Annotated in this window: 11 protein-coding genes; 7 read left to right on the top strand and 4 right to left on the bottom strand. The window is 58.5% G+C overall.

Features of this window, described 5'->3' with window-relative positions; genetic code table 11:
- Positions 1-159: 159 nt before the first annotated feature.
- From ACR0AD_RS05120 to ACR0AD_RS05110, 3 genes are read right to left on the bottom strand one after another with little or no spacing between them, the layout of a single operon-like run.
- The gene (locus ACR0AD_RS05120; RefSeq protein ID WP_480485468.1) at positions 160-627 is read right to left on the bottom strand and encodes a CinA family protein; all 468 of its coding nucleotides are present in this window, start codon (positions 625-627) and stop codon (positions 160-162) included.
- Positions 624-1121 (bottom strand): phosphatidylglycerophosphatase A family protein, encoded by a 498-nt coding sequence (locus tag ACR0AD_RS05115; RefSeq protein ID WP_480485469.1) that lies wholly within the window; start codon positions 1119-1121, stop codon positions 624-626. The genes ACR0AD_RS05120 and ACR0AD_RS05115 overlap by 4 nt, the downstream gene beginning before the upstream one ends.
- Positions 1118-2248: a bifunctional 2-C-methyl-D-erythritol 4-phosphate cytidylyltransferase/2-C-methyl-D-erythritol 2,4-cyclodiphosphate synthase gene (locus tag ACR0AD_RS05110; RefSeq protein ID WP_480485471.1), complete on the bottom strand. Its 1131-nt coding sequence runs from the start codon at positions 2246-2248 to the stop codon at positions 1118-1120. The genes ACR0AD_RS05115 and ACR0AD_RS05110 overlap by 4 nt, the downstream gene beginning before the upstream one ends.
- Positions 2249-2429: 181 nt before the next feature.
- Between ACR0AD_RS05110 and dusB the strand changes: the two genes are divergently transcribed.
- From dusB to ACR0AD_RS05075, 7 genes are all read left to right on the top strand, one after another.
- The gene (gene dusB / locus ACR0AD_RS05105) at positions 2430-3413 is read left to right on the top strand and encodes a tRNA dihydrouridine synthase DusB (protein ID WP_480485473.1); all 984 of its coding nucleotides are present in this window, start codon (positions 2430-2432) and stop codon (positions 3411-3413) included.
- Positions 3410-4498, top strand: coding sequence for a two-component system sensor histidine kinase NtrB (locus ACR0AD_RS05100; RefSeq protein ID WP_209503761.1), 1089 nt, complete (start codon positions 3410-3412; stop codon positions 4496-4498). The genes dusB and ACR0AD_RS05100 overlap by 4 nt, the downstream gene beginning before the upstream one ends.
- The gene (locus ACR0AD_RS05095; RefSeq protein ID WP_480485475.1) at positions 4498-5865 is read left to right on the top strand and encodes a response regulator; all 1368 of its coding nucleotides are present in this window, start codon (positions 4498-4500) and stop codon (positions 5863-5865) included. The genes ACR0AD_RS05100 and ACR0AD_RS05095 overlap by 1 nt, the downstream gene beginning before the upstream one ends.
- Positions 5866-5988: 123 nt before the next feature.
- A complete protein-coding gene (locus ACR0AD_RS05090; protein WP_480486467.1) occupies positions 5989-8253 on the top strand; it encodes a sensor histidine kinase NtrY-like in 2265 nt (754 codons plus the stop codon).
- The gene (gene ntrX / locus ACR0AD_RS05085) at positions 8250-9659 is read left to right on the top strand and encodes a nitrogen assimilation response regulator NtrX (protein WP_480480685.1); all 1410 of its coding nucleotides are present in this window, start codon (positions 8250-8252) and stop codon (positions 9657-9659) included. Before ACR0AD_RS05090 ends, ntrX begins: the two co-directional genes overlap by 4 nt.
- A gap of 42 nt (positions 9660-9701) precedes the next feature.
- Entirely contained in the window at positions 9702-10295 is a 594-nt protein-coding gene (locus tag ACR0AD_RS05080; RefSeq protein WP_480485476.1) for a helix-turn-helix transcriptional regulator, read from the top strand.
- A gap of 43 nt (positions 10296-10338) precedes the next feature.
- Positions 10339-11505, top strand: coding sequence for an MFS transporter (locus ACR0AD_RS05075; RefSeq protein ID WP_480485478.1), 1167 nt, complete (start codon positions 10339-10341; stop codon positions 11503-11505).
- A 41-nt stretch (positions 11506-11546) separates the two neighbouring features.
- Here the strand turns inward: ACR0AD_RS05075 and ACR0AD_RS05070 are convergent, their stop codons facing one another.
- Positions 11547-12026 carry a hypothetical protein gene (locus ACR0AD_RS05070; RefSeq protein ID WP_209503766.1) on the bottom strand — a complete coding sequence of 160 codons (480 nt, stop codon included), beginning with the start codon at positions 12024-12026 and terminating at the stop codon, positions 11547-11549.
- Positions 12027-12114: the final 88 nt, after the last annotated feature.

Genomic DNA, 12114 nt, shown 5'->3' with positions numbered 1-12114 from the left:
CGCCCGGGATCGAGTGAGTGTATGTGCAGAGCCTTGAAGCGGAGGGCAGGTGAGGAAAAAAGAGGCAATACCCGAATTGGTCGCCTATTTTGTCGCCTTTTGTTCAAGTGATGACAGTTTTGGCGGCTATGGGCAGATAATGCCTAAAAAAGGTGCGCGTTATGAAAGCCCGGTCAGAAGCAACGCCAGCGCATGATCCCGCGCGGCGCGGCGCACCGCATCCCGCCCTTGCGCGCCAAACTCAATCGTTTCTGTTCGGGTTTCCCGGCCTTCTCTGGCCAGTCCGAAACATACGCGCCCTTCGGGTTTGAATTCAGACCCGCCCGGCCCGGCAATGCCGGTAATCGCGACGGCAAGCTGCGCTTGTGAGTTGCGCAATGCGCCTTCGGCCATTTCGCGAGCGACCTGCTCGGACACTGCGCCGAAAGCCTGCAGGGTTTCTGCCAGCACACCCAGCATGTCCTGCTTGGCCCCGTTGGTATAGGTAACAAAACCCCGATCCACGACGGCCGAGCTGCCGGGTATATCCGTGAGGGCCGCAGCGACCATACCGCCGGTGCAGCTTTCCGCAGTGGCGATCATAACGCCCTGCGCTTTGGCGCGGTTCAGCAGGCCGGGCACGTTCATAGGCCCAGAACCCCGTGCGTGATGCCAGCCAGAACCATCACGCCAACGGCTGCGAAAATACCCGCAATCACGTCGTCCAGCATCACTCCCATAGGATCGCCGCGACGATCTGCCCAACCGACGGGGCCGGGTTTGGTGATGTCGAACAGGCGGAACAGAGCGAACCCGGCAACCCAGCCGGGCCAGAGGGCGGTAATGTCGATCCCATGCGCCCAGGACGGATATGAGATCGCCCAGAGGGCAATGAACTGGCCCGCGACCTCATCGATGACGATTTCCGACGGGTCGTGATCGTCCTGGCCGTCGGTCATCACGCGCGTGGCCCACAGGCCGCCTGCGAACACCACGAGCGTTGCGATTGCCAGCAATGGGAATCCGCCCAGCGTGTGCAGGACCCAAGCCATCGGCAGCGCGGCCAGCGAACCCCAGGTGCCGGGGGCAGGGCGTAAATATCCGACGCCGCAAACGGTGCCAATCAACTGCGCCGCGTTCATGATTTCACCAGACAGGCCGTCGCAATCGATGCGATGCCTTCACTGCGACCGGTGAAGCCCAGACGCTCGGACGTGGTGGCCTTGATCGAGACCTGATCGGCACGCAAGCCCATGATTTTGGACATTTCTTCGCGCATAACAGCGGCGTGAGGGCCAATCTTCGGGTATTCACAGACCAGCGTACAATCCACGTTCGAGATGCGATACCCCATCTGTCCAGCCAGTTCGACCGCGTGACGCAGAAAGATCTCGCTGGCGGCCCCTTTCCATTGCGGATCCGAGGGCGGAAAATGCTGTCCGATATCCCCTTGCGCCAATGCGCCATAAATCGCGTCGGTTACAGCATGCATCCCGACATCCGCATCCGAATGCCCCTGCAACCCGCGATCATGGGGAACCTTCACACCGCAAAGGACCACATGATCCCCGTCGCCAAACCGGTGCACGTCATAGCCGTTGCCAAGTCTTACATCCATATCCATTCCCATGATGCGTTCCGCCCGGGCAAAATCCTCGGGGCGAGTGATCTTCAGGTTGTCCGCATCGCCCGGTACGATGCAGACATCTACCCCCGCCGCGCGTGCAACCTCAACATCATCAGCAGCACCGCCCGGATGCGCCGCATGGGCGGCGGTGATGGTGTCATAGTGAAAGCCTTGCGGTGTTTGCGCCGCAAACAGGTTGCTGCGGTCTTGTGTGCCAGTCACGGCCCCGTCTTGTCCTATCCACAAGGCGTCAGTCACCGCCAGTCCGGGGGCGGCGGCCTGATGTGCATCCAATGCGTACAAGACGTCCTGAATGGTGCGCGACGAAACGCAGGGTCTGGCAACGTCATGAATCAGGACGCGCTTCACGTCGAGGTGCGCCAGGGCTTTCAAACCATTGCGCACAGAACCCGCGCGATCTGTGCCGCCCGAGGCGAGGATCAGATCGGTATCACGAAACTCCTCCCAGACCAGAGTGTCTTCGTCGGATAAGACCAGAACGATATGGGCGACCTGTCCGCGGAACCGATCGATTGTCCAGTCTGCCACGCGACGGCCTGCAAGGCCGCGCCACTGTTTTGGGACGTCGCCCCCTGCGCGCAGGCCGCGGCCTGCGGCGACTATGATGGCAGCTGTGGTCATGCCGCGCGCCCTCCATTTTGTTGCGTTTGTTTAGGCGGCGGTGATTGCAGTGGCAATCACCTATGGTCGGGTGATTAAAAAATAGGCAGATGATGGTTTTGCGGGCTTGTTGCGCGTCGTTTTGTTGTTCATATGCGTGGAATTCGATATCAGAACTGCAACTGCCCAAGGATTAAGCACGTTGACTTTGCGCTTCGCTGACAAATTCGTAACATCGCCGGTTTTGCTGGCCCCGATGGCCGGAATCACAGATCGCCCGTTTCGGGATCTGGTTATGCGCTTTGGTGCCGGCATGGTCGTCAGCGAAATGGTCGCCAGTCAGGAGATGGTGCAGGCCAAACCCGGAGTGCGGGAGCGCGCCGAACTGTCCGCCGATGTGGAAAACACAGCTGTGCAACTGGCAGGGCGCGAGGCGCATTGGATGGCCGAGGCCGCGCGTCAGGTTGCTGATCGTGGAGCGCGGGTGATCGACATTAACATGGGGTGTCCTGCCAAAAAGGTAACAAATGGGTATTCCGGTTCGGCCCTGCTGAAAACACCGGACCACGCACTGACGCTGATCGAGGCCGTTGTCAGTGTAGTCGACGTTCCAGTGACATTGAAAACCCGTCTGGGGTGGGATGACACCCTGCTGAATGCCCCCGAGGTTGCGCGCCGTGCACAAGAGGCAGGCGTTCAGATGGTTACGATCCACGGACGCACGCGATGCCAGTTCTACAAGGGGCGCGCTGACTGGAGCGCAATCCGGGCCGTGAAACAGGCCGTGTCGATTCCGGTTATTGCGAACGGAGATATTGTAGACACAGCAGCCGCACGAACCGCTTTGGAACAATCTGGTGCAGATGGGGTCATGGTCGGGCGTGGCGCACAGGGTAAACCCTGGCTACTGGCGCAGATCAGTCACGACCTTTACGGGGCGGATGCGCCGGATATTCCGGTCGGGAATGACCTGATCGACATGGTGCGCACGCATTATCAGGCGATGCTGGGGTTCTACGGAGCCGATCTGGGCCTGCGTGTCGCCCGCAAGCATCTGGGATGGTACATGGATCAGGTCGCAACCCCTGCGCCGCTGCGGCGGGCGGTTCTGACGTCGCGCAACACGGATGATGTCCTGCGTCTGCTTGGGGACGCACTTGCCGAAACGGGCGAGGTGGCAGCATGAATTCCAACGCCAACATCTGGAACTCATTGCCGGTTCCGGCCTTCATTATTGATGAAAACGACCGCATCGCAGATGTGAATTCGGCGGGCGAGGGGTTTTTGAATGCCTCGCGCCGGTCGGTAATCGGGCACCCGGTATGGGACCAGATCGCCGTTGACGCGCCGCTGGAGGAAGCTTTCCTGCGCGCCCGGTCGCAAGGCACGCCACTGTTCGTTAACGATGTGGATGCGGGTTCTGGGAATCGTGCACCCTTGCAATGTGCGTTGCAAATCGCGCCTCTGGTCGGGCATCCGGGGTCGATGATCATGATCATATCGCCTCGTGAACTGGCGGGCCGGATGACCTTGGGCAACACGGTCAAGTCAGCGGCGCAGTCGGCGATTGGCATGGCCGAGATGCTGGCGCATGAAATTAAGAACCCACTGGCCGGGATTACCGGTGCAGCGCAACTGCTGAGCATGAATATTTCGTCACAGGATCTTGAACTTACAGACCTTATTGTGGCCGAAAGCCGCAGGATCGTGAAGCTTCTGGAACAGGTCGAGCAATTCGGCAACTTGCAGAAACCGGACCTCAGGCCGGTCAATATCCACGATGTACTGGACCGTGCAAGGCGGTCCGCGCTGCTGGGATTTGGCGCGGATATGACAATCATCGAGGATTACGATCCTTCATTGCCGCTGGCCTATGGCGATCCGGACCAGTTTCTTCAGGTGGTCCTGAACCTGCTGAAAAACGCATCCGAGGCTGCGGGGCCGCAGGGCGGTACGATCCGTCTGCGCACTTATTTCGAACATTCCTTCCGCCTGCGCCGAAGCGACGGATCGGGTCATTCCCTGCCGTTGCAGATCGAGATCATCGATGACGGTCCGGGCCTGCCCGAGGATATCCGTGGTGATATCTTTGACCCGTTCGTGTCGGGCAAGGAAAACGGCACCGGTCTGGGGTTGGCGCTGGTCAGCAAGATCGTTTCCGACCATGACGGCTGGATTTCCGCCGACTCCGTGCCTGGCCGCACCGTATTCAAACTGTCGCTGCGCCGCGCGCCGCGAGATGCAACCGAACACAAGAAGGAGAGCACCTGATGGATGGCACCGTACTGGTTGCGGATGACGACCGCACAATCCGCACCGTTCTGACTCAGGCGCTGACGCGGGCCGGATGCAAGGTGCACGCAACATCTTCGCTGACCACCCTGATGCGTTGGGTCGGCGAAGGCAAAGGCGACGTGGTGATCTCGGACGTTGTCATGCCCGATGGCAACGGTCTGGAGATGCTGCCGAAGATAGCAAAGGATCGCCCTGGATTGCCGGTTATCGTGATTTCTGCGCAAAACACGATCATGACCGCAATTCAGGCGGCTGAGGCAGACGCATATGACTATCTGCCCAAACCGTTTGACCTGCCGGATTTGATGAAACGCACGGCGCGGGCGCTGGATCAGAAGCAGCGCGCACAGCCGGAACCCATACAGGCAGGTGGTGAACGCCCGGATGAGCTGCCTCTGGTCGGGCGCACGCCAGTCATGCAGGCTTTGTATCGGTTGGTCGCACGCGTGATGAACACCGACCTGCCGGTTATGATTTCGGGTGAAAGCGGAACGGGTAAGTCGCTGATTGCCCGGGCAATTCACGACTTTTCGGATCGGCGTACATTACCCTTTGTCACAGTCACCGCAGCCGACCTAAGCGATCTGGAGGGCCCGGCCCGCGTGATGGCGCGGGTGCGTGGCGGTACGCTGCTGATAGATGAAATCGCGGATATCGGCGATGAAATTCAAGCCCGCGTGGTGCGTATGATGGATACGCCCGGTGATCATGTTCCGCGTTTCATGGCGACCAGCCAGACAAACTTGACCGATGGGATGGAAAACGGCCGTATCCGTCAGGACCTGTATTATCGTTTGTGCGGGGCGACGATCCACGTGCCCTCGTTGCGCGAAAGGGTCGACGATATTCCGCTGCTGGCCGAACATTTTCTGGCTCGGGAAGAGAAGGAAAGCGGAAACAAGCGGTGGCTCAGCCCGGAAGCGGTTGAGTTGGTGCGGCGCTATTCATGGCCGGGGAATGTGCGGCAACTGGAAAACGCCGTTCGCCGTTTGGGGCTGACCAGTCGGGCAGATGAGATTTCAAAGGCCGAGGTGGAAATGGTGTTGGGCAGCCAGCCCGAAGCTGCACCGGTTCTGAGCGGCGGCGAACGCGAGAAGCTTTCAACCTCGGTCGAGCGTCACCTGCGACGGTATTTCGATCTGCACGGCAATATATTGCCGCCACCGGGCCTTTATCAGCGGATTTTGCGTGAGGTTGAGGCCCCGCTGATCGAAATCGCACTGGATGCAACTGGCGGGAACCAGGCAAAATGTGCTGATTTACTGGGGATTAACCGAAATACGCTGCGAAAAAAGATTACAGATCTCGATATACAGGTGACACGGCGCCGCAAACTGATGTAATATCGCCACACAAACCGTGGCATCCCGGCATCTGTCGGGAAAAGATCACGATATATGGCGGTAAGCCGCACAAGCGGCACATCAGGATGAGGGCAGACGGTGGCAACCCGAGCACAGAGCGGGATGATCCCATCGATTGGTCGATGGCGTAAATCACGGAAACTGCGCAATTTTGGCACCTTTGGGCTGGTCCTCTTGGGGCCTGTTCTGGCGCTTGCCACATATCTTGTCATTGGTCCCTTTGACCTAGGTGCGACCGCGCCGACATTGCGGCTGATTCTGCTGGCCGATCTTGTCTATGTTTTGGTCGTTGCGGCTTTGGTGCTCAGTCAGTTGGGCAGCCTGATTGCAGCAAGGCGGGCCAAGTCGGCGGGCTCGCGCCTGCATTTGCGCCTGATTGGGGCGTTTACGCTGCTTGCGCTGGTTCCGACCGTTACGGTCGCCATTTTTGCCGGCCTGACCGTGAATATCGGCCTGGAAGGCTGGTTTTCGGATCGCGTGCGCCAGGTTGTCGGGTCTTCCCTGACAGCAGCAGAGGCTTATGAGCAGGAACATCGCAGCGGTCTGACGCAGGACGCTACGGTTCTGGCGCGGTTCCTGAACAATGCACGTTCGGTGGAGTTTTACATTTCTGATGCCGAACTCCGCGAGGTTCTTGCGCAGGGGCAGGCCCGGATTCAGCGCGGGTTGCGCGAAGCCTATGTCATCGACGGCACGGGCGAAATCCGGTCGCGCGGGGATCGATCCTATCTGTTCAACTATGAGGCACCAACAGCCGAGCAAATGACGGAAGCGGCAGATAAGGGGCTGCTGATCATTGCCGACTGGCCGAATAATGAATTCCGCGCGCTTGTACCTCTGACCGCTTATCTGGACCGCTACCTCTATGTCAGCCGCGAGGTGGATGGGCAGTTGTTGACACTGCTGGATGACACCAAGGAAACGGCGCAGTTCTATCAGCAGCTGGAAAGTGAACGGGGCAGGGTGTTGTTCGAATTCGGTCTGCTTTATCTGGGCTTTGCGCTGATCCTGATCCTGGCTGCGATGTCGCTGGGGATGTGGTTTGCCGAACGCCTGTCGCGCCCGGTCGGACGTTTGACCACGGCGGCGCAGCGGGTCGGCGCCGGAGACTTGAGCGTTCAGGTCATCGAAGAGGCCAGCGACGACGAAATTGCGATGTTGGGCCGATATTTCAACCAGATGACCCGACAACTAAAAGGGCAGCGGGACACGCTGCTGGAAAATACCCAGCAAATCGAAAGCAGGCGTCGCCTGTTTGATTCCGTGCTCAGTTCGGTCACGTCCGGTGTTGTCGGCGTGGACCCCGATGGATGCGTTACGTTTGTCAATCGCTCGGCTGAACGCTTGCTGGACTGGTCGCGTGGTGAAGAACACCTGGCTATCGGCATTGCGGTTCCCGAGTTTTTGCCTTTGTTTGAAAGCCTCAAGGACAGCGGGCAGGAGGCTGTTCAGGGTGAGGTTAAGGTCACACGCAAGGGGCAGCTTGAAAACCTGCTGGTTCGCATGGCTATCCGTCGCGGAGAGGATGGCGGGCTGGAAGGCTATGTGGTTGCCTTTGACGATGTAACCGATCTGGTCAGCGCGCAGCGAATGGCGGCGTGGGGTGACGTGGCCCGCCGCATTGCACATGAAATCAAGAACCCATTGACGCCGATCCAGCTCAGCGCAGAGCGCATCAAGCGCAAGTTCGCCCGCAAACTGGATGAGGAAGACAGCGGCAGCCTTGAATCGATGACCGGCGTCATCGTGCGGCAAACCAATGACCTGCGGCGTATCGTGGATGAGTTTTCCAAGTTCGCGCGGATGCCCGAGCCCGTTCGCCGCGAAGAGGACCTTGTCGAACTGGTGCGCGAAGCCGTACTTTTGCAACAGGCGGGACAGCCGGACGTACAGATTGATGCCGACCTGCCGCAGCAGCCGATCATGGCGGATGTAGATGCGACCATGCTTAATCAAGCGTTGACGAACCTGATTAAGAATGCCGGAGAAGCCATTGCAACTCTGAAAGAAAAAGGGCCCCCGGACAACCTGGTGCCGCAGATCAAGGTGGCGGTTTCAAGCGATGATGCGGGTACAGTCATCACCATTGCAGACAATGGGATCGGTCTGCCGGAGGACCGGGCGCGTTTGTTTGAACCTTATGTAACGACACGCGACGAAGGGACCGGATTGGGCCTTCCGATTGTCAAGAAAATCATAGAAGAGCACGGCGGCGCGCTGACCCTTGAGGACGCGCCCGTATTTGACGGACAGGGCCATTTTGGCGCAATGGCTGTGATCCGTTTGCCTGGGGCAAGTATGTCCCCAACCGTTGCGCCACAGAAGCAGGCAATTAGAACCAACAAACTGAAAGCAGGCCAAAGATGAGCGACATTCTGATCGTAGATGACGAGCGCGATATTCGCGAGCTGGTGTCCGACATTCTGGAGGACGAAGGCTATTCAACCCGGCTGGCAGCCAACTCGGACGAGTGCATGGCGTCGATCAATTCCGAACCGCCGGGTCTGTTGATTCTGGATATCTGGCTGAAAGACAGCCGTATGGACGGGATTGATATCCTCAAGACGGTAAAGCGCGATAACCCGGATGTGCCGGTGGTGATTATTTCGGGCCACGGCAATATCGAAATCGCTGTAGCGGCCATCAAACAGGGTGCTTACGACTTTATCGAGAAGCCCTTTAACATTGACCAGTTGATGGTGGTGATCCGCCGCGCGATGGAGACGTCTCGTCTGCGGCGCGAAAACGCGTCCCTTAAGCGGAAAGAGGTCAACAACTCAGATATGATCGGCAAATCCGCGTCGTTCCGGGCCATGCAGGGGCAGTTGGACAAGGTGACCAAATCAAACGGTCGCGTCATGCTGCGTGGACCTGCGGGTTCTGGCAAGGAAATCGCTGCGCGTTATATCCATGCCCACTCCAACCGTGCGAACGCTCCGTTCGTGACCGTCAACTGTGCCGGGATTGAGCCTGAGCGTGTGGAAGAAGTTCTGTTTGGCCGAGAATCGGCCGAACGCGGTGTGGAATCCGGATTGCTGGAAGAAGCCCATGGCGGCGTGGTCTATTTTGATGAAGTTTCCGACATGCCTTTGGGCACACAGTCCAAAATTCTGCGGGTGCTGGTGGATCAGCAATTCCAGCGCGTGGGTGGCTCGGACAAAGTGCGCGTGGACCTTCGGGTGATCTCATCAACCAACAAGGATCTGGATGATGAAATCGCCGCCGAGCGTTTCCGGGAAGAGCTGTATCACCGTCTGAATGTGGTTCCGATCTCCGTTCCCTCACTCGAGGACCGGCGCGAGGATATACCGGTACTGGCCCAGCACTTCATCGAAATGTGCAACGAAACCCAAGGGTTGCCTATGCGGGAGCTGTCGGACGAGGCGGTCGCTTTGCTGCAGACAATGACCTGGCCGGGTAACGTGCGCCAGTTGAAGAACCTGATCGAACGTGTTTTGATTCTGGGCGACGGCACCGGCCCGATTGAGGCGCGCGAGCTGCCCAATGAAGAAGACAAGGCCGAAGAGTCGGGCCGCGTTGTCTTGTCGGGTGCGCTGGCCACTTTGCCGCTGCGCGAGGCCCGCGAAGCGTTCGAGCGGGAATATCTGCTGACCCAGATCAACCGCTTTGGCGGCAATATCAGCCGCACCGCCAGCTTTGTCGGCATGGAACGCAGTGCGCTGCATCGCAAGTTAAAGTCGCTGGGTGTTGTGACCTCGAACAAATCTGGTGCGCGGGTCGCGCAAATCGACGAACCCGAACCGGCAGAGTGAGTCTGGGGGCATAGTTCACGGGCAGACGGATGTGAGGAACTGATGGCGAGAACGGTGAACTCTGATCTGTCTGGCCGGTTCGTCGAAGGCTACCCGGCTTTTGGCAGGCGGTTAAAGCGACTTCGACGGTCGATCGGATTGAAACAAGCTGCGCTGGCCGAGGTTCTGCAGGTCGATCAGACCACGGTTTCCAGATGGGAGAACGGGGTTCAGCTTCCAACGCCTGATCAACAACACTCGGTGTTTGCTGCGCTGGCTCCTTTCAGGGCGGATGACAACGCGCTAAGACGGCTTGTCGTGAACTCGGCAGACTGCATCCATCTGGTTGAGGAGGCCAGCCACCTGTGCCTGGCCTATTCCCGCAGGCGGGCGCGGGACTGGAAAACCACCCAACGGGCACTGCTTGGCGTGTCCCTCTGGCAATTTGCGACGGACGAAATCCGTCAGGCTGAGGCCGAGCTACAGGACGAGGGATGGTGGGATTTGCAAGCGCCCAACCCCAAGTCGTTTGTAACCTCCGAAGCGCGGCACGACCGTATCCGGATCAGTGCCGGACAGATCACCTGGGAACGGTTGTACCTGTCGGATGGAACGCCGGTCCGGCTGGTCAGTGGGGCACGGTCGGGACGCGCATAATTTATGCGTATTCCTGTGCGGTCGGGTGCAGTAGAACCGGCTTATGCCCCATCCATTACGCATCTTGTTACAGGTTTTGTTGCTTTGGCTTGCCGGGCTAGGTGCGGCGACCCAATTCGCCAAGATTGCGGTTCCTTTTGCTCAGGTCGCAGCCCTCTATCCTGCGCACGCGGACAAGATTGGCTGGCTTTTGTCAGTCATCAGCCTGATTGGCGCGATTCTTGGTGCATTGTCCGGCGCGATAGCCGGGCGGGTTGGGCCTGTCCGGTTGCTGATGTTTGGCTTGACCCTTGGCGGGGCGGTGTCCCTGTTTCAGGCCAGTATCCCCGGTTTGGGCCTGATGCTGGTCAGCCGCGTTGTCGAAGGGGTCTCTCATCTGGCTATCGTTGTCGCAGCACCAACACTGATTGCGCAAATCACGATTGGAAAATGGCGCAACGCGGCAATGGTTTTGTGGAGCAGTTTCTTTGGTGTCGCCTTTGCACTGAACGCATGGCTTGGGCTTCCATTGATCTCTCGGGTCGGGCTTCCGGTTTATTTTGCTACCCATGGTGTGCTGATGTTTCTGATCGCCGGCTTGATCGTGTCTTTCCGTCCCAACAGTGCGTCGGCTTTGGCGAACAATCCTTCTTGGAACGTTCGAACACTGATTGACATACACGTAGAGACCTATCGTTCTGCGTTTGTGTCGGCCCCGGCGCTCGGGTGGTTCTTTTACACGCTGACCTTTGTCTCGTTGCTGGCCATTCTTCCGGGAAGATTGCCGGAAGATGTCAGTGCGATGATTGCGGGTCTGATGCCGTTGGCCGGGATCGTGATTTCCTGGCTTACCGTCCCAGTGTTGCTGAACGTTTGTTCTGCTGTTTTTGTTGTTACCCTCGGTTTCGGGCTGTCTATCCTTACGATAGGCGCGCTGTTTCTTGGTGCCCCGTTGCCCGTTGTCTGCGTTGCGCTTTTTGCGGTGCTGGGGCTTGTTCAGGGCGGCAGTTTTGCAGCGGTGCCGCAGTTGAACTCGACACCCGAAAGCCAGGCGCTGAGCTATGGTGCGATGGCGCAGATGGGGAATGCGGGTAACCTATTGGGCACACCTGTTTTGCTTGCAATACTGTGGCGGACCAGTGAAGCAGGCATGTTGATTGCCGTGGTAGGGTTCTATGCTGTTGCCATGGCGCTGCATTTGTGGCTTGCCGCGCGGCGCAAACGCGCTTGAACCGGACTGGAATGATCAATCGCGCGGTACCGTGGTTTTGCTTACCCGGCTTGCCCCGGAGTGATGATCTGAAACGACCCGTCATCGAATTTCACAAAGCATGAGGCACTGTTGAGGGGCGGCAATGTTGTTGTTCGCGCCAATGGTACCCGCGATTTCACATTTTGCTTGCAGGGCGGCAAACTGACAGGGCGAAATCCCTTTTCGGCCATGCATTGCGCCTCAACCGTGTTTCGCAGACCCTGATTCACATCGACGGTATAGACCCTGCCGGGCTGCCACCAGCCCGGGGATTGATAGCAACGACCTCTGCCGTCGCAATACGTGCGCCCGGGCCAATATGTCGGCGGGCTTTGGCGGATCTGATTGGCAACTGGCACCTCTTTGACCGCCCTAAGCTGGCACTGGGTGGTCTCTTTTTGCAGACGTGACACGGTTTCACCCTCGCGATAGTAAAGCGAGAGCGGCCCGCACGAGGACAGCACCATCAGCGGCACAAGCATAGGAAACAGCGTTTTCATATGCTTATCTTGCCGCAGCTGATCAGCGATGACAATTCAATTGACCGCTTTGGGGGCATCTGTCATTCAATCCTTTCAGGCAGAAGGG

The organism is Ruegeria sp. BH8, assembly GCF_056538065.1.
The sequence above is the reverse complement of the archived record's forward strand: the minus strand, read 5'-3'. Positions and strand labels throughout refer to the sequence as shown.

What these genes read in the sequence shown, in the direction of transcription:
- ACR0AD_RS05120 (WP_480485468.1), bottom strand. Translation starts at nt 627, where the DNA reads ATGAACGTGCCCGGCCTGCTGAACCGCGCCAAAGCGCAGGGCGTTATG.
- ACR0AD_RS05070 (WP_209503766.1), bottom strand. Translation starts at nt 12,026, where the DNA reads ATGAAAACGCTGTTTCCTATGCTTGTGCCGCTGATGGTGCTGTCCTCG.
- ntrX (WP_480480685.1), top strand. Translation starts at nt 8,250, where the DNA reads ATGAGCGACATTCTGATCGTAGATGACGAGCGCGATATTCGCGAGCTG.
- ACR0AD_RS05075 (WP_480485478.1), top strand. Translation starts at nt 10,339, where the DNA reads ATGCCCCATCCATTACGCATCTTGTTACAGGTTTTGTTGCTTTGGCTT.
- ACR0AD_RS05095 (WP_480485475.1), top strand. Translation starts at nt 4,498, where the DNA reads ATGGATGGCACCGTACTGGTTGCGGATGACGACCGCACAATCCGCACC.
- ACR0AD_RS05100 (WP_209503761.1), top strand. Translation starts at nt 3,410, where the DNA reads ATGAATTCCAACGCCAACATCTGGAACTCATTGCCGGTTCCGGCCTTC.
- ACR0AD_RS05115 (WP_480485469.1), bottom strand. Translation starts at nt 1,121, where the DNA reads ATGAACGCGGCGCAGTTGATTGGCACCGTTTGCGGCGTCGGATATTTA.
- ACR0AD_RS05090 (WP_480486467.1), top strand. Translation starts at nt 5,989, where the DNA reads ATGATCCCATCGATTGGTCGATGGCGTAAATCACGGAAACTGCGCAAT.
- ACR0AD_RS05110 (WP_480485471.1), bottom strand. Translation starts at nt 2,248, where the DNA reads ATGACCACAGCTGCCATCATAGTCGCCGCAGGCCGCGGCCTGCGCGCA.
- ACR0AD_RS05080 (WP_480485476.1), top strand. Translation starts at nt 9,702, where the DNA reads ATGGCGAGAACGGTGAACTCTGATCTGTCTGGCCGGTTCGTCGAAGGC.